Annotated in this window: 14 protein-coding genes and 1 tRNA gene; 1 reads left to right on the forward strand and 14 read right to left on the reverse strand. The window is 52.8% G+C overall.

Annotated features, from left to right (window positions below; translation table 11 throughout):
- Window positions 1-855 precede the first annotated feature (855 nt).
- Entirely contained in the window at window positions 856-2,064 is a 1,209-nt protein-coding gene (locus tag G5193_RS12515) for a tyrosine-type recombinase/integrase (RefSeq protein ID WP_421206116.1), read from the forward strand.
- 44 nt (window positions 2,065-2,108) lie between these two features.
- On the opposite strand, the gene G5193_RS12520 is transcribed toward G5193_RS12515, so the two are convergent.
- From G5193_RS12520 to G5193_RS12585, 14 genes are all read right to left on the reverse strand, one after another.
- Window positions 2,109-3,476 (reverse strand): tetratricopeptide repeat protein, encoded by a 1,368-nt coding sequence (locus G5193_RS12520; RefSeq protein WP_421206117.1) that lies wholly within the window; start codon window positions 3,474-3,476, stop codon window positions 2,109-2,111.
- Between the two features lie 132 nt (window positions 3,477-3,608).
- Window positions 3,609-3,785 carry a hypothetical protein gene (locus G5193_RS12525; protein ID WP_244365572.1) on the reverse strand — a complete coding sequence of 59 codons (177 nt, stop codon included), beginning with the start codon at window positions 3,783-3,785 and terminating at the stop codon, window positions 3,609-3,611.
- A 26-nt stretch (window positions 3,786-3,811) separates the two neighbouring features.
- Window positions 3,812-4,507 (reverse strand): DUF2931 family protein, encoded by a 696-nt coding sequence (locus G5193_RS12530; protein WP_244365573.1) that lies wholly within the window; start codon window positions 4,505-4,507, stop codon window positions 3,812-3,814.
- Window positions 4,507-6,450, reverse strand: coding sequence for a T6SS phospholipase effector Tle1-like catalytic domain-containing protein (locus tag G5193_RS12535; RefSeq protein ID WP_421206118.1), 1,944 nt, complete (start codon window positions 6,448-6,450; stop codon window positions 4,507-4,509). Before G5193_RS12535 ends, G5193_RS12530 begins: the two co-directional genes overlap by 1 nt.
- Window positions 6,450-7,244 (reverse strand): DUF4123 domain-containing protein, encoded by a 795-nt coding sequence (locus G5193_RS12540; RefSeq protein WP_421206119.1) that lies wholly within the window; start codon window positions 7,242-7,244, stop codon window positions 6,450-6,452. The genes G5193_RS12535 and G5193_RS12540 overlap by 1 nt, the downstream gene beginning before the upstream one ends.
- The gene (locus G5193_RS12545) at window positions 7,241-9,283 is read right to left on the reverse strand and encodes a type VI secretion system tip protein VgrG (protein ID WP_421206120.1); all 2,043 of its coding nucleotides are present in this window, start codon (window positions 9,281-9,283) and stop codon (window positions 7,241-7,243) included. The genes G5193_RS12540 and G5193_RS12545 overlap by 4 nt, the downstream gene beginning before the upstream one ends.
- An 11-nt stretch (window positions 9,284-9,294) precedes the next feature.
- Complete coding sequence (locus G5193_RS12550; RefSeq protein ID WP_204479498.1) at window positions 9,295-9,582, reverse strand: type VI secretion system PAAR protein; 288 nt, start codon at window positions 9,580-9,582, stop codon at window positions 9,295-9,297.
- A gap of 208 nt (window positions 9,583-9,790) precedes the next feature.
- Window positions 9,791-10,309 (reverse strand): type VI secretion system effector Hcp1, encoded by a 519-nt coding sequence (gene hcp1 / locus G5193_RS12555; RefSeq protein ID WP_005359949.1) that lies wholly within the window; start codon window positions 10,307-10,309, stop codon window positions 9,791-9,793.
- A gap of 229 nt (window positions 10,310-10,538) precedes the next feature.
- On the reverse strand, window positions 10,539-11,339 hold the full coding sequence (locus G5193_RS12560; protein ID WP_269382186.1) for a helix-turn-helix transcriptional regulator: 801 nt from the start codon (window positions 11,337-11,339) through the stop codon (window positions 10,539-10,541).
- Window positions 11,340-12,214: 875 nt separating this feature from the next.
- Window positions 12,215-12,290, reverse strand: a tRNA-Thr gene (locus tag G5193_RS12565).
- A 168-nt stretch (window positions 12,291-12,458) separates the two neighbouring features.
- Window positions 12,459-12,860: an H-NS family nucleoid-associated regulatory protein gene (locus G5193_RS12570; RefSeq protein WP_408834520.1), complete on the reverse strand. Its 402-nt coding sequence runs from the start codon at window positions 12,858-12,860 to the stop codon at window positions 12,459-12,461.
- A gap of 160 nt (window positions 12,861-13,020) precedes the next feature.
- Complete coding sequence (locus G5193_RS12575) at window positions 13,021-14,751, reverse strand: hypothetical protein (protein ID WP_421206121.1); 1,731 nt, start codon at window positions 14,749-14,751, stop codon at window positions 13,021-13,023.
- A gap of 105 nt (window positions 14,752-14,856) precedes the next feature.
- The gene (locus G5193_RS12580; protein ID WP_421206122.1) at window positions 14,857-15,963 is read right to left on the reverse strand and encodes a hypothetical protein; all 1,107 of its coding nucleotides are present in this window, start codon (window positions 15,961-15,963) and stop codon (window positions 14,857-14,859) included.
- Between the two features lie 409 nt (window positions 15,964-16,372).
- Window positions 16,373-16,570, reverse strand: a complete 198-nt coding sequence (locus tag G5193_RS12585; protein ID WP_421206123.1) for a helix-turn-helix transcriptional regulator — start codon at window positions 16,568-16,570, stop codon at window positions 16,373-16,375.
- Window positions 16,571-16,783: the final 213 nt, after the last annotated feature.

A 16,783-nucleotide genomic window follows, 5' to 3' on the forward strand; every position in this document is an offset into this window, starting at 1 on the left:
GTAGCGCCGATGGTAGTGTGGCATTCGCCATGCGAGAGTAGGACACTGCCAGGCACCCAATACAAGAAACCCCGCTCATCGAGCGGGGTTTTTTATTGGCTGCAATTTATTAAATAGTCTGATATTTGACCTGACTTATTCCTTTCATCGGTTTTTATTGCTACTCGCTGTTGCCTTTCAGTTCAACGAATAGCCTGATGTTACGCTTTAACTCTTTCTTCATGTAAAGCAGTTGCTCTGTATGGCTGCTCTGGTGCCGTCATAACCCGTGAATCCCATGATCGTTTATACGTCATGAGCTCTTGCTTAGGCTCTATGCTTCCTGAGTTAGCCGTCCCCTCTTTTTAAGCCGAAACCCCATCGTCCCTGCTTTTCTGTGACTGTGTTAACCGGCTATGACTTTATTCCGAAGAGGGGTTATTGGCGGTACCAACATGCTGGAGCCGTGGTCGCTGCGTTGGGTCGTTGTTGTTTGGGGCAATAAGGAAATGGGAAGGGATGCTCGCAGGAACGCAGAGGTTCGAGGTTGATGGGGGATTTTCTGGTAGTTATTGAGCCTGCAGGAGTGAAGATTAAGGAGGGTGATGAAGGAGGCTGATTTGCTGAGTGCTATGGGGAGTGGCAAGTCGTAGGCAAATAAAAAGCCCACGCAACATGGTTGCATGGGCTCGGTATGAATGGCGGAGGAGGTGCCCGCCGCAATCAAGTCCAATCAACTCCACACAAACCCAACACACCATTTACTATCAGTAAGTTATAGCCAAGCATTATCCAATCCATCCCAATCACATATTACCACTGCGCATGCTTGGTGGCATACTGAGTGGCATATTCAATTCTCAAGGAGGTTACCTGATGGCAATCCTCACCGATACCAAAGCTCGTAGCATCAAGCCGGAAGATAAACCCCTTGCTCATGGTGGTGTAACTGGGTTAACGCTACACCCTTCTACTGCCAAGGGTAGAGGCAAGTGGGTATTCCGCTATGTCAGCCCACTGACGAAGAAACGACGTAATGCAGGCCTCGGGACTTACCCCGAGATCTCCATCGCTGACGCAGCTCGAGACGCACAGGCAATGCGGGAACAGCTGGCGAATAATCTAGACCCACTAGAACTCCGGCTGCAGGAGCAGAACAAGCCGAAGATCCCGACCTTGGAAGCATCTGCCAGATTGGTCTATGAAAGCTTGCTACCAGGTTGGAAGAACCCCAAACACGGTAAGCAATGGATCACCACATTGGAGCAATATGCCTTTCCTGCAATTGGCGCTATCTCCATTGATGCGATAACCCCAGCTAATATCGCTTCAGTTCTGCAACCGATATGGCTGATGATCCCGGAAACGGCAAGCCGTGTTAAGCAACGCCTACACGCAGTCATGGCTTGGGCATGGGCTCACGGCTATACCTCTGCAAACCCGGTGGATGTGGTGAGTCACTTACTACCGGCCCAACCCAGCAAATCAGTGAGGGTTGAACACCAGCCCGCGATGCCTTGGCGTGATATCCCCGCCTTTGTGCAAAAGCATCTGCGAACAGCGCAACAGTACGATGTAACCCGCTCAATGCTGGAGTTCTTGATCCTTACTGCATGCCGTTCAGGTGAAGTCAGAGCCATGAAGTGGTCAGAAGTAGACTTGGAAGCAAAGATCTGGACCTTGCCAGCCGAGCGTATGAAAGCCAAGCAACAACATCGTGTTCCGTTATCTCTTCGCGCCGTCGAAATCCTGAAGGGGTTAAGGGGATTACATGACGAGTTGGTATTCCCATCCCCCAGAGATCAGGTACCGCTCTCAGACACAGTGCTGACGATGTTTCTGAGAAGAGCTAAAGCGGAGAGCTGCACTCCTGGCAGAATGGCAACGGCTCATGGCTTTCGTTCCAGCTTTCGAGACTGGTGCAGCGAGCAGGGCTATGCGCGGGATCTCGCTGAACGAGCGTTAGCCCATACAGTGCAGAACAAGGTAGAAGCCGCCTACCACCGCACGGACTTGCTGGATCAGCGACGTCCAATGATGGATGCGTGGGCTGAGTTTGTATCCGGTAATTCACCAACTGAATAAGAAGGAAGCGGCCCACCAAGGCCGCTTCCTTCTATGTTCTTTTTTTAGCTTTTCTTAGCCGTTGATGACATCTTGCCAAACCAGTGCTCAGAGAGTTTCTGCGCTTGTTTGACTTCCGGCTTGGTCATCGCGGCCTCGAGTTCATCACGGGCCCGTACAGCCTCAGGCATTCCTTCTGTCGCCGCCAGTGACAGCCAAGCATAGGCATGCACCCGGTTACGAGGAGCCCCCAAGCCTTCCTCACGCAATGTCCCCATTCGGTATTGGGCTTGGCGGTCGCCCTGCTGGGCCGCTAGGCGATACTGCTTGAGAGCAAGCGCGTAATCCTCTTTTCCCCCTTGTCCCAGACGCAGCATTTCACCGTAGGTGTACTGGGCGAGAATGTGTCCTTGTTGGGCGGCCTTGGCATAACTGGCTCTGGCCTGCGTCAGTTCACCTTGCTTATGCTGTAGCTCCGCCAGCTCGAACAACGCCTTGGGTACGCCACCGTTAGCTGCCTTCTCTAACCAGTAGACCTGCTGCTCGGGGTCCACCTGCTGCAAACTCAGTTGGTACTCGGCTTCGTGGGAACCGTGTCCAGTTGCCAGCTCCAGCCAGTAGCGCCCCAAAGCGGGGTCGGCTGATACCTGCTCTCCGGCCAGATAAGCCATCCCTAGCCAAAGCTCTGCCTCGGCAGAACCCGCATTGGCAGCGCGCTGATAGGTAGCGAAAGCATTGGTGGGGGCGGCCTGTTTGGCTTGCTGTAGCAAAGCGTCCGGTTGCTGCTGAGCCGCCGCCTTGTCGTTCCAGCGCTGGGCGAGATCTGGTCGTTTGACTACCCCTTTACCTTGCGCATAGCGCTCACCCAGCAGGTACTGGGCATCACGGTTACCCAGCTCTGCAGATCGCTCAAGCCACTTGACGGCATCCGTATCAGCCCCCGGTTGGGTGCTGTACCAGCGGGCCAGTACCAGCTGAGCGTCAGCATGATCCTGCTTAGCAGCCTGCTCGAACCAATTGAGGCAGTCACTCGCCAGCTTGCCTTGATGTTGCTCTTGGCACATCAACCCCAGTCTGTAGCTGGCTTGGGTGTTGCCAAGGCGCGCTGAACGCTGCCACCACTGAGTAGCGAGTGCCGGATTTTTGGGTTCACCGAGCCCGGCCTGGTACCAGTCACCCACTTGCCACGCGGCGCTGGCGCGGATCTGCTGATCGGCGGCCAAAGGGCCAGACTGCTCAGCGGCCTGCTGCATCCAGTGCATGGCATTGGGGTAATCGGGTTGGCTGGCCAGACGTTTGGCCAACTCATATTGGGCGCGGCCATCCCCCTGCTTTGCTGCTTGGGATAACTCGGTGTCAGTACGTGGGGTCGTGGAAGCACAGGCTGCAAGCATGCTGGCTGCCAGTGCCAGCCATAAGGCTCGATGTGTCATGGAAAAATCTTCGCAGAGTGAAAAAGTGACGGGTGAGGTAGTGCTGTATTACGGGCTAATCCGTTATGCTACGCGGCCACCTGATGGGCATACAGCTGATGCGGTGCCTTCCCTGGCCATTAGCCTTGCCTGTCAGGTGGTCTGTTGCAGGTGATCCTGATAGACCTTCTGCCACTTGGAATGCTCAGCCTTATCGCCTCTGGCCTGCCAGAAAGCACAGATGCTCTGTGTCAATTCTGCGGCCATGGCATGGTCGTTATCACGACGACAAATCAGATACTGGGCTAGCCAGTTTTGGTACTGCTTCATTGATACCTCTTAAACCGCAATCCAAATTAATTGACCGGATCGGTATCCGTTTTAGGCTGTGCGGCGCGATAAGCATCCATGATGGGAGCCCAAGCCATACCACTGGGAGTGGGGTATTGTTGGTAGATTTTGGAGAAAGAGTTATCAAAGCCTTCCCAACGTTTTTCAAACTGCTTTGCCAGCGGGTATCGCAAGTCATAAGGATCAACCACTTCTGTCGCCAACCCTCTGGCCAACAATATGTCCGGCTTGACCTTGGGGTTTCTTAAAAACACCTCGACATAGCCGCCGCTGGCCAAGCCCAGTGCTATGTTGTTGCGCTGTTCTTCTTGCCATTTGTCACCGACCTGCACTCTATAGCGGCGGGCCATCTGGGCAGCCATATCTTTGGGCAAGTCCAGGGTGATGCCATAGCGTTTTTTGTCGTGATAGGAGACCCACTCAATCACAACCTTGTCTGGCACGGGCTCATTGTAGCCACTTCGTCCCCCACTGACTAACCAACGATAATCACGCTCTTTTAATGACTTTTCATCGACTCGGCTTGAGGCTCCATTTGCCGAGCCATGCACCGGCTTGCCCTCGCGATAGAAGTTGGCTTTGGTGTGCCAGATCCCGTCTGCATTGGAGCCGACCGTGTAACGCCAGTCCATGCGTGTGGGGCCGTTGTCTTGGCAGGCCATCAGCCCCAGTGCCACTAGCGGCAATATCAACCAGCGCATTATTTCCCTCCCTCCAGGTTGTTGATTATACGGCGAGCTTCTCGACCATCAATCTGGTTTGGATAGTTCACCAAGCCGTTATCTGCGCTATGGTGCAGGTACTCAAAACGCAGATAACGGTAGATATCTGGGGGCAGCGTCTGGGCCAGATCCTCAACCACTCCTTTGCGTTTGCCCGCTGTCAGCCACAGGGTGTCCAGCTTGGTTAAGTCGACCCTGGGATGCGGCACGGCGGCGCTCTCCAGCATGAGGTTTTTATCGGTCAAATCCCACTCCTGGAACGGCACGCCTGCGTCACGGGCGGCTTCCACCATGATGTGCAGCGGAATGCGGGAATACTCCCCCTCGACCACCCGGTTGAGCAACACTGTGACACTGACTTCCAACGGTTTTTCCCGGCCAAACTCGGGGCGGTTTAACGTGCGAACTCGTAAATTGAGTTTCCCTTTCACTGGGTCGCTAGCTGGAGAAGGTAACACAGTCACCCCATTTCCCCAGCCCTGGCTCAGTTTGGCTTGGGCATAGTCCATCGCTTGCTGATAAGCGGAGCTCTGCGCTGGGCGAGTCCCTGCGGGTTCCATACTTTGAAACAGCTTAATCACCTTTTGCTCCGTCAGCGCCGGATCGCTATTGGGGTTGCGCAAGCTCCAGCGGCTATAGTAACCACCCCCAATGTCAGAGTGGGCACCCGGCAGGGTCAGCTCGGTAAAGTGTGGAGGTATCTTGTTGCTGGCTGCATCGTCTCTGATAAGGGTCAGGGCGAAGTTCATGCGCCATTCATCATTGGCTATCAGGTGCACCACCCGCTCTGCGCAGTCGGGGGCTAGGGTCACCTGGCGCTTTTCAAATTGCGAGGTGACCACGGTATCAAACAACCCGACAAACTGAATACGCACATCGTCGCGGCTGGCCCAATCAAAGCCCGCCTTGAGAGTGATGCTGGGTTCATTGGCTATTGCCTCGACCAGCAAGTGGTCGGCGCGTTGGTCAAGTTGGTTGACAAACTGGCGGGCCGCCGACGCCCCTCGGCTAAAGCCAAACACATCGAATTCGATTTTGTGAATGCAGTCAATGCCGGGCAAGAAATCCCCTAGCTGGGATTTTATTCCCTGAACTATGCTGCTGCGACAAGCCTGTTCTACCTTGGCCAAGCTGGAGGTGGCTCCATTATCGAAGCCCAACCCCCGGCTGGTATCCCCCTCACCGGCTGCGGTGCCGATGCCACTGATGTAAGCCTTTACAATTAGTGATGATTTACTTGGAGGAAGATAAAGCTCATGAGCCTTGCCAATATTGGTGACGTCGTTCTTCTCGCTGTTGTCCTTCAGCGGTAAAGCCCCAGCCTGACACTGTTGGCGCAATGCTTCCCGCTCAACGGGGTCATCGCACTGACTGAGGAAAGCCTCGATCATCTCCTGCCCTTCCAGGTGTTTGAAGGTGTTGTTGGCGGTGCCGTCAAAGAACACACCGATACGCAGGATATTCAGCTGATAGCCCTTCACCTCAATCACGTAGGAGTGCTTGGTGATAAACCGTGGCGGCTGGGCCTGCCCAGCTTTGTGCCCTTCTGGTAGCGGCTGCTCAGGGTCAGTGAGGCAAAGGTCGCCGGAAGTCACCTTGATGTGTTCGCGCTTTACATCGTCGTGCCCGAAGAGTTTGTCGGTATAAGCGGGAACCTGGCTGGTTTCGCCTTCTTTCAGGGCTTCACGGGCTTGGGCTGCTTTGAGCCAGGGTTGGGTCTCCAGCTTGACGGTGACCGGCCCCACCGCAAAACCTTGTACCAGGGTTGGGCCATCTTTCAGAGTCACGGTTTTGCTGGTGCCAGTGGCATCGGTCAAGGTGGCCTTTTGCCCCTTGAACGAGCGGTTTTGTTCGTCGCGAACGTCTATCTCAATCCAGCAGTTGTACTTTTCACAGGGGATGCAGTGGGCACTGATAGCCATTACATAGCTCCTATCAAATCAGGGTGTTTGTTCAGCCAGTTATTCACCTGAGCCATTTCATCATCGGTCAGCATCAATGGCGCTCTGATGGCATCCAGCGCCATGCTTGCCTGCAGTGTGAGGGCTCCTGCCACCACGCCATCAAGGACGTCGCCTGCCAGCCCTGCTTGATTGGCCTGCTTGAGGACGGTGGTAATGGCGGCTTCCGGATTGGGATGACGCGCCATCATCTCCTCCATCCGTTGCCAGAAGTGGCGAGAGAGGATATAGGCGTGACTGCTTTCGTCATACAGCGGCGTCAAGTGGTGAGGCTGAATGCGAAACCAGGGGGCCTGGCGGGGAGTAAATTCGGTATCAGGTGTGCGCTGCCACGCACTTTCGTTGGCCCACAGGCTTGAGCAAGGCCCCAGTACATCATCGACCTCCTGCTGACTCATGGTGGCCAGCATCTTGGGAAAGACCCGGCTATCGGCATAGCGCAGCCACATCACCTCTCCTTCAAAGGCCACTTCGATCAGGCTTTGCCAGTGCTGGTGGACAACGTCGATAGTGGCATCGCTTGTGACGTAGACGCCGCCCAGTTGCGGGTGAGCCGCGATAAACTCGGGAGCTGGGGCGGGCAGTAGCCAGGGGCCTTGTTCGGACTGCTCAGCAAAAGCGGTACCGGCAAACAAGGGGATGGCATTAGCACCGCCCTGGTTGCAGTAGTCCGCCACTGCGGAGGTATCGAGCGCGGCATCGACGATGGCAAACAACTGACCGGGGTGTTGGTTACGCCACTCTTGAAAGGTCATGCCTTACCTCCCTGGGCAAAGGGGCAGGGCTTCACCAACGGGGCCATGGACTCCATGCTTTTTTGAATGGCGCTCGCAGGGATAGTCGCTGGTGGTGCGGGGGGGACTTTGACAGCCCCCGGCAAGCCAGGCATTTGACCCGCCCAACCGGAGCCCGAGCCGGGACTACCGCCCGAGTTCATCTTGATGGTAGGACCCACCAGGGTGACGCCACTGGGGTCAACCTTCACAAAGCTGCCACCGACCTTGAGGGTCAGTTCGGAGCCTGCTTCCAACACAATCTTGTTACCAGCCTTGATGTGGACCTCTTGGCCTGCCTCAACCAGCAGTGACTGGGCCAGCTTCTGGTGGAACGAGGCATCGACCGTCAGCGAATAGTCAGCCTTGATGTGGTCGCGCTTCTCGCCCTCGACCGTCAGATGGTCGTTGGCCTTGATGCGGGTCACCCGCTCGTTGTCGATGTCGGTGTGCTGGTCGTGCTTGATGTGCCAGGCAGCATCGTTCTCAATTGCTACGTTCAGGTCTTTCTGACCGTGGATGTAAATCTCTTCCTGCCCCGCCTGGTCTTCAAAACGCAGCTCGTTGAAACCCTCGCCTTGGTGGGTTTCGGTGCGCAGCACGGTACGGGTCTTGTTCGCCGGTAAGTCGTAAGGTGGCCTGTTGGTGGCGTGGAAGGTACGTCCGGTGACGATGGGCTGGTCGGGGTCACCTTCGAGGAAACTCACTATGACCTCGTGGCCAATACGCGGAATCGCCATCATGCCGTATTGACCGCCCGCCCAGCCCTGGCTCACCCGTACCCAGCAGGAGCTCTGGTCGTTGCTAGAGCCGTAGCGGTCCCACGGGAACTGCAGTTTGACCCGCCCATGTTCGTCGCAGTAAATCTCTTCCCCTTCCGGGCCCACCACGCTGGCGATTTGCGGGCCATCCACCATCGGCTTGTGGGGCGCCTCGAGGCTGCCGATACGGGCGCGCCAAGTGGTGCTCGCTTTCACTACGCCGAATTCGTTGTGGTAAACGGTGGGGCCGCTGCCGCCTTCCTCTTCCAGCGCCTGCGGCTGTTCGCCGGTATGACGGATATGGACGATTTGCCAGTCGGTGTTAAGGCTGCCGTTCGGATGCTCGGTCAGGGAGAAGCTTTGTCCCGGCAGCAGGGCTGCGCTGTTGGACTTGCCACTGCCCGCCACCGCGTCATTGCGCAGCGCATCGAGCCGGTGTTGGGCAAAGGCCTTGCCACTCGGGTCCTGCTTGTAGCGCCCCGGATAATCGAAGTGCTGGTAGGTATCGCGCTGGTGCTCCAGCTCTGCGCCCATTTTCTTCTGGGAGAGGCCATAAGCCGGGGTCTTGAAGCTGTAGTCTTTGAGCTCCACCTCCGAGGTGCGCACCGCCTCGCGGTAGTGGAACTGGCGCACGTAAGGCCCCTGTTCCAGCGAGCGGTTGCCGAGGTTGAAGAAGAGCTCGGGGCCAGCGGTTAGCGCAGCGGCATCGTCAGCAAAGACGATGCGGTGCTTGCCTGCTTCAAATTCGTGGAAGTAGAACAATCCCTCTTCGGCTGCGAGACGATTCACGAAATCGAGGTCGGTCTCCCGATACTGGACGCAGTATTCGCGCTGCGCGTGCTCATTCTTGATCGCAAAGGCATAATCGGTAATGCCGTGCTCTTGCAGCAGGATGCTGAGGATTTCATCGGGCTTTTGCGCCTGGAAGATGCGGGAGTTCTGGCGCAATCCCAACCGCCACAGGGCAGGTTTTACCTCAATGCTGTAACGGGTGCGGCGAAAACCGCTATCCCCTTGTGCAAACTCGCTCACTACCCCGCACACCCGGCGCTGCAGCTCACCGTTGTACCACACCAGCAGCTCGCACGGCTGGTCCAATACGGCGCCGAAATCGATGTCCGGTTGCTGGCTGGCCACCTCCAAGTGAAGGTTAAAGGGACGGTTCAAGCCTTCATCGAGCTTGAAGCTCGCGACTGCAAAGGTGTTGTCAGCCAGTGCGCCAACCTTGACGGTGAATTGTAATCCTGTGCTCTGTGCCATGACCTTTTTCCTTATCCTGCTTGCCCACTGCCCGAGCCAATCACCACGCCACCACAATCCACCGCTGTACCTGTAACAGCGATGGGCTTGCCGTTCACCAACACAGAGCCAACTCCTCCGGCAATGCTGCGCGGGTGGGGTGGATTGTTGGGCTTGTCGTGCGGCGCTAACGGGTCGCCCTGACGGGCCACTGGCTTACCATCGAGAAAGACATCAGGACTGGCGGCAATCACCGGGGTCGGTGGAAAGCCATCGTGGTCGGTGCCAAGGTCACCGAGCAATGCAATGGAGGGACACATAATTCAAACCTCTTGTGTGCTTTGCCATCCCCCCGCACTAGCTACCAAGGTAATCCCCATTACATCAGCAGCCAGACAGAGGGATGGCAAAGCATAAAAGGCTCCGGCAGCCAACGGCTGGCCGGAGAAACACGGGATAAAGGCCGGAGCACACCGGCCACAAGATACAGGGTTACTTACAAGGAATACCAAAGTACGAAAGGGAGGCTTAGGCCTCGATAGGCGCACGCCAGTCGTCAGCACCGGAAGTACCAGCAACGGTGTGCTCCCAGTCAATCTTGCGGTAAGCCATGGAGACCTGGATAAGCTGGGTGAAGTCAGACTTCGCCGGGTCCTGGCAGTGCGGCATCTGGCAGTCGATGTCAACGATGGTGGCATCGGTCAGCACGGTAGAGAAGAAGTGCTCCTGCTTGCCCTCGACGGAGGTGCGGTACCACTTCAGGGTCACTTTCGGCAGCATCTCGCCGGAAGCTAGCGCGTTGTACATCAGCGGCACAGCTTTGTTCAGGGCAACGGTAAACTTGAACGGCTTGTGGACACGCTGACCAGCAGGCTGACCGGATTGCGGGTCAGTCGGCACGGTGACTTGGTGATTGAACTCTTGTACCAGCATCTCGTCTTCGTGACCTTGTACGAAGATGTTGCCGACGGAATCGGAAGTGAAGGCACCGGCAGTGATGTTGCCCTGGGTTTTACCTTCGATGCTGATATAACATGGAGTTGGCATGGGTATGCTCCTAAATAGGTTGGTTAAACGAGATAGCACTCAACCAGCCTTAGCAGCGACCATGCCAACCTTCCCACATTGTTATTTATCAATAACTTAACCAAATAACGCGACTGCAGTAGCTCAGCTGTCGAGCAACATTTTGCCCAAATTGATTACATGCACTATAAAGAGTTGCTGAATTAGTGATTTTCACTGCAATTCGCGCAATATGTTGCGCCACCTAGTGTCATTCACTGAGCTCGCAGATATTTCCCACTTCTGCTGCACCGATATTCAGACGTATCAATCCCTGCTTGAGAGCCCAAGAGATCGCCTGACTCTTGCTGCTCGCCCCCAACTTCTCGGTTATGCGTTCCAGATGAAAGGTGACTGTCCGAGGGGTAATACCCAGGATTTGAGCGATATCACTGACTTGCTTCCCTTCAGCCGCCCACTGACAGACCTCTAACTCTCGCAAACTCAAAGGGACACGAAGTGGCATGGCTGACGTACACACCCGAACAACAGCTTCGAAGACGTGGCTTGATAGCCAACTCAGAAATGGGATCGCGCTGAGCCATTGATGTTCAGTACGTGGTGCGCGTGTGATGAGAGAGAGCAACCCGACATGGCCATTCGGCCCATGCCAAGGGATGGTGATGCCATCACGCAGTCCAGCCTCTTGGGCCAGCATCATGACCTCCAATCCAGCAGCATCCTGTTGGTCGCAACACTCGGCAATGAGATTAGCCCACAATATCGGCATGCTCTGCGCCATCCCCTTGCGCACCACGGGGTCCACCGCAAACAACCCCTTCTCGTCATAGGTCTGCACCCACGGGCCAGGACAGCCATTGAAGATCCGCACGTCAGGACGCTGTATCGAGCTCGGTGAAATGAACCCCAACCGAAAATGGTCAAACCCCATCTGCTGGCAGAGTGATCGGAGTAAGGTCACGATAGATTGCTCATCAGTAGCGGTACCGAACTCGGCGATCAACGTCAGTGCATCGGTGGTATTGAGGAAGTAGAGCGGCGTAATGGTCAATCGTTCGGCTTAAAAGCGATGAAATGTACTCAATATTACCAATTATCAATCAGATAGAGCAATATTCCATCAGCTGTTAATAAGGCCTCGCATGAGCGACGTATCTAAACGACAGTCTTCTCCAAGAGCTCGGCGCACTTCGCTAGGCAAGCGTTCGATATGAGTAGGCTCAAGCATCGATACTGCGTTGATGTCGGGCGACTAATTGACACCAAGGACGGCAGAGTAGGTCTCGCCACGTGAGGGGGGCGTTGAGGTCCCAGGAACTGGCGAGTTGCTGATGGGGTTGCTGGTGTTCGTCAAGCCAGTAGGGGAAAATCTGCAGCACCCGCAGTAAATACTGCTGCCCACCTTTGCTGGGGGCTCGTTGCTCATCGAACACCACGATCCCGGACAATCCCCGAACCCTGGCAAAATCTCGCTCTATGGACCAAGGCGAGACGCCAAACACGTCTGCAGCTTCACGGGCACTGATTGCTCGCTGTTGGTCATGTAGCCAATGTGCAACCTGCAAGTAACGCGGCAAAGGTGGATTCGGATTGGTAGACATGTATTCCGTCATTACGCTGGGTGATGGGTAGGCATCATTAGGCTACCCATTGAATGATTAGTTCAGAGAATGGCAATAAACACCCAGACTAACTACTTGTTGTTAGCAAGGCTTGGGCTTCGTCGCGTATCGCACAATATCGCTGCGTAAGGAGGGAGCGCTTTTCTACTCGCCAACCGCCATATTTCGCTAGCCAGCGTCTGGGGCGACGTGGATCCCAGCTATCAATGGCTTCACGTAATCGCGCATCCAAATCAGTACGTTCTGCGTCTAAGTCTTTTATGGCTGGCATCGGGGTCGGCTATGAGGAATTCGGTGATCATTGTGGTGCTGGCTACCGGAATCGAACTGGTGACCTACTGATTACAAGTCAGTTGCTCTACCTACTGAGCTAAGCCAGCATCATGTGCATGCTAAAGGATGTTTTGAATAATGTCATTAGAGCTGACCTCTGTCATGCGACAGATCATTACCGAATATTCCTGGTTCGTAACGACGAGAGCTGGCACTAATTAGCCACGGAGCGTGTAAACAGAAAGGCCACACCGTGAGGGCATGGCCTTGTTTATTTAGATGAGGAAGTCATCCAGCTGACGACCTTGCTCGAGTTGCTCAGCCAGAAACTTGGGTGTACGGCCCTGACCGGTCCAAGTTTTCTCTACGCCATTTTCAACATAACGGTATTTCGGGGGACGCGGTGCTCGTTTAGCTTTAGCCACAGTCGCAGCAGTTGGGGCACTGCCTACCAACTCAGTCGGGTCAATGCCAGCTTGAGCCAACATCGCTTGGAACTCAGCCAGCTTTTGCTGACGCTCAGCATTGGCGGCTTGCTCTTTTTCTGCCTGCTCTAAACGCTCCAGATAAATCATCTCGATTTTCTCGTGGGCTTCTTTGAGCTGTTCCAGAGACAATTCACGCAGTGCTGCCCGCAGGCTACGCACATTAAGTAACACCTTCAGAAATTCATTCACCTATTCAATCCCCGTAAATAAAGCATCAACATGATGCAACGTTAACACTCAGCATGAAAATGATAATAACGCAACATAGAGTCATCTAAAACAAAAAAATCACAGCGCAGCGTTATATTCATAACTCGACTATGCTCCATGAAGACATTGAGTCGAAATATTACATTGAGCATAGTTTCATGATCTTTTTTAGCTCTGTAAGAGAGGCACTCTTACATTCTGACATTAAACCACTTTTACTTCCCCCTGAGCTAGATGTACTGCGAACCTCATCAAGCTCTCTATTCAAATCTTTCAAGTTTAGCTTCATGAAAAACAGCTTTACCATGCTACTTTTGATGATATCAAGCAGCATGAGCTCATTATGGGGGATACCTATGGCAACTTTATTCTGAAGTCCCTCTGGCATCGTATTCAATGTTGGAAAGGGCAGCATTTGAAGAGCGTTTGCGATAATACTCTGATGTTGTCGGTGAGTATACTTGGCTATATCCAATGGGCCTGACTGTTCGAATAGTATTCTCGGGGTAGCCACAAGAGGTGTGACAACTTTTTTATCGATAAGCAGCATCGAAAAAAGTGTCACCGGATAGTCTTTCTGTTGTGCAGTGGAAGTTGCATCATTAGCGTATTTCTCCACGTACTCATGCCAACGCTCCTGTGCCTCTTGCAAGAAAATGACACTATCAAAAATCGCCATTTTGCTATGTAAATCATCAATGATGTCTGCCGTCGTAGCAAGCGGTGTATTGTCTTTCTTTTTAGCTTTCAAAATATCAACAAGATCGCCCAGATTGCTACCCTGTTGGGTATCATTATTGAGTGTCTTTGCCAAAAGGTCAGAGTACTTCTTGCTACGTGGAGTCTTAGCATAACCACGGAGACCTTCAGATATGCTCCCATCATGCTGGCACAGTAACGCTAATGACCCTTTATGATAATCAAAGGGGTATGCCTTTTTAGGAAAGCGAAGGACAATAAATGTTTCTTGATACCATGGCATTACCTCTGGGGCATGGAGCACACTCTCCATATTGGAAAAGCCTTTCAAGGTGGCCGTTCTTCTTAGATTATCATTCAATCTTGATATCGCCTTACTAAATCTCTCGGCATGCGCTTGAATGCCCGCAGGATCATTTTTATTTCCACAGTAAGGTTCAAAGTCAAATCTAGCCTTAATCACAACATTTAAATGTCGCTTATCACGATTCACTTGATGTAACAAGCTGGAAAAACCGGAGATATGCTTAGCTGCATTTTTTTCAAACTCACTGACTTTCACATTCAAGTCTTTTCGGCATAGTTCCTTAAGGATAACACGGGCTCTTTCATTGACTTTACTTGCAATGCTCGTTGCCTGCTTAACCATACCAATAAGAATCGGCTCCGACATATCAGGTTCCACCGGGATAGACGCCATGACCTCCTCGTGAAAAACGAGATGGTCATAATAACAGCTGATGATGTCGATACATTCTTGGGTTGAGAAATAATTAGCGTAGGGATGCAACGTGTAATGCCTGAAATGCCGATGCGCAACATTGAGGAGAGACAAGATGGCTAAAAAAAGCGACCCTATCTTCGTTATCGGAAAAATACTGGCCGTTTGAAACTCTGCTAACGAGTGAAATCGTTCGATAGACTTCTCAATACTCACCTGTTCAAATATTTGCCATTCGTCTTCAGGCGTGCAGCCAAGCTGTTCCTTTAACTTCTCAATCAACGCCAAGGCATAGTACAAATTCCGGTGATGCTCGTCGCCATGACCATGACGCAATCGCCAAGGCAGATTTTCATTATTTCCAGCCATCTCAAGTGGACAGAGTTCGTCCAAAGAGATCCCGATATCAAATGACACTTGCCGTGCGAGCTCCAACAACTTCAGTCGCAACCAATCTCCTTTCGATGCCGCCAACATTGCCCCCATGCTTATCAATGCTCAATGAATAGGGCCCGAAGGCCCCTCAAAAGAGTCTGACAAGATAGCCAGGTCGAGTCAAACACCGACCAAGCGGAGCTGTTGTACTGGCTGCCGAGACTGCGTGCTGGTCTTCACACGCGGTCTCCCTCTGGCCGTGACTTTTTTGGGCAAAGTTCCCTTGAAGAAGGTACGGCGCTTTTCAAGCGTCAGCTTAGCTACGAGATCTGACTTGGTCAGGTAAGCAACCGCCTTGTGCAAATATTGCCGTTTCTCCTTGTCGTCATGATTGACGACGCCAATCCCGCAGAATCGGTATCCGCCATCCTTCGCCTTCATATTGCAGTTAAAGCCCCGTCCACGATCGCCAGTGATACGCTGCCACTCGTCGAGGATCAACCCTGCATGAAACACATCACTGCGAAAATCAGCGCCATTCTTGAATACGAGTAGGTGCAAATGAAAGCCCGTCTCCGGGGCGTACTCCAAACGGCAAGCATACCCCACCCAGGTGGCAGCCAAAGCCCCTTTACGGCGATTTTTAAGCAATGCATCCTTGTGCTTGAGGATTTCATCAATCGAAAGTGAATCGCGAAATTCGCGCTTGTAGGACAAATCCACCCGCAATACCAACAGCCGGGAGTAACGCTGAAACAAGCCGTCCACATATTTTCTCAGTGATACGGTATTTTTGCGTGCGCCTTTAATAAAGGCATATGTTTGGCACATCAGTTGGTATGATTTCAACTCACGCAATAATACTTTAAGCTTTTCGGTCAGTTTCTCTCTCACCTTGCCATCAACACGGCCAAGTTCAAGCATTTCGTGAAGTTCATGCTTCACGATAAAGTTACACAAGCACGCTAGCTTAGGGTGCAAGCGATAATACTTCTGGTGCTTAAAGACCAATGTAGCTTTGTTGACAATATCTAGGAGTTTTGTGCCATCCTCGGTCAGGCCACAGGTCCCATATTTTTGTATCAAGCCAAAAATGATGGGCGGGTAGTTCATTCGCTCAAGCTTAGCAATGTAATTCAACATCACACGATAATAAGCGACCTCGTCGTGTATCTGGGACAAGCTAACTGTGGGACTCCCGTCGGTTTTAGTGCCGACCTCAAGATTAGACTCTTGAAGTATTTTGATTGCATCAATGTCGATACTATTACGACCATACTTAGACATACTTACCCCTTAGTGAATGGTGAGTGAGGACATGCTGTTATGTCCTACTCGAATATCTGGTTACAGGCTTCATCTTGTTGATTACGCCTGTATGATGATCCATCATGAATGATTGGATAACCAGTTAATGGTAATGGTGTCCTCTCATGGTTATTTAGAGGGACTATTAATAACAATAAAAACCAATATTCGAACTTCAGTTGCGAACAACATTCTCAGGGAAAATAATTCCATCTCCCTCCTTATTTTCCCGAGAATGCCGATGCAGTGTGCCGGACTGATTTCTGTATACTTAGTGTCTATTTTTCTCCTTCTTCTCTAACACGTAATCGACCTTGCTAAGACGTCGATCTTACGGCCCATGGAGCACTCTGTTGTGTCCCATGTTGCCATCAGCAAGATGACCTGCTCACGCCTCTTGGCGCGATTTCAGCCATTCCATGATCTCGTGTTCCAGATACCCGACCGAGTTAGCGCCGAGGCGGATCCGCTTAGGGAACGTCGGATCGAAACGTGGTGACTTCGGATTCTGCATGTCAAAAAATTTGGCGCTGCTGATCCCGAGCATCTTGATCGCATATTTGGGACGTAGTACGTTAGATAGCATTGCTTTACCTCCTTCTTAATGCCCTGTTTAACAACTACATTTTCTCCAAAAATGCCCCCCTCAAACGATGCCATTTTCTGCCGTATTGGTTCTATTTACACATCTCCTGTACCATCTAAAAATCAGCACTGGTGAACCTGACCTCCTTCGCCGGTAGTCTCACAACTCACACGGCTACATGCGGCATTCATGACCATGTACCGATGAGAAGTT

The sequence above is a fragment of the Aeromonas sp. 601027 genome (genome assembly GCF_049174455.1).
Lineage (GTDB): Bacteria > Pseudomonadota > Gammaproteobacteria > Enterobacterales > Aeromonadaceae > Aeromonas > Aeromonas veronii_A.

What these genes read in the sequence shown, in the direction of transcription:
- G5193_RS12535 (WP_421206118.1), bottom strand. Translation starts at nt 6,450, where the DNA reads ATGGCTATCAGTGCCCACTGCATCCCCTGTGAAAAGTACAACTGCTGG.
- hcp1 (WP_005359949.1), bottom strand. Translation starts at nt 10,309, where the DNA reads ATGCCAACTCCATGTTATATCAGCATCGAAGGTAAAACCCAGGGCAAC.
- G5193_RS12545 (WP_421206120.1), bottom strand. Translation starts at nt 9,283, where the DNA reads ATGGCACAGAGCACAGGATTACAATTCACCGTCAAGGTTGGCGCACTG.
- G5193_RS12525 (WP_244365572.1), bottom strand. Translation starts at nt 3,785, where the DNA reads ATGAAGCAGTACCAAAACTGGCTAGCCCAGTATCTGATTTGTCGTCGT.
- G5193_RS12585 (WP_421206123.1), bottom strand. Translation starts at nt 16,570, where the DNA reads ATGCTATCTAACGTACTACGTCCCAAATATGCGATCAAGATGCTCGGG.
- G5193_RS12530 (WP_244365573.1), bottom strand. Translation starts at nt 4,507, where the DNA reads ATGCGCTGGTTGATATTGCCGCTAGTGGCACTGGGGCTGATGGCCTGC.
- G5193_RS12580 (WP_421206122.1), bottom strand. Translation starts at nt 15,963, where the DNA reads ATGTCTAAGTATGGTCGTAATAGTATCGACATTGATGCAATCAAAATA.
- G5193_RS12520 (WP_421206117.1), bottom strand. Translation starts at nt 3,476, where the DNA reads ATGACACATCGAGCCTTATGGCTGGCACTGGCAGCCAGCATGCTTGCA.
- G5193_RS12550 (WP_204479498.1), bottom strand. Translation starts at nt 9,582, where the DNA reads ATGTGTCCCTCCATTGCATTGCTCGGTGACCTTGGCACCGACCACGAT.
- G5193_RS12540 (WP_421206119.1), bottom strand. Translation starts at nt 7,244, where the DNA reads ATGACCTTTCAAGAGTGGCGTAACCAACACCCCGGTCAGTTGTTTGCC.
- G5193_RS12515 (WP_421206116.1), top strand. Translation starts at nt 856, where the DNA reads ATGGCAATCCTCACCGATACCAAAGCTCGTAGCATCAAGCCGGAAGAT.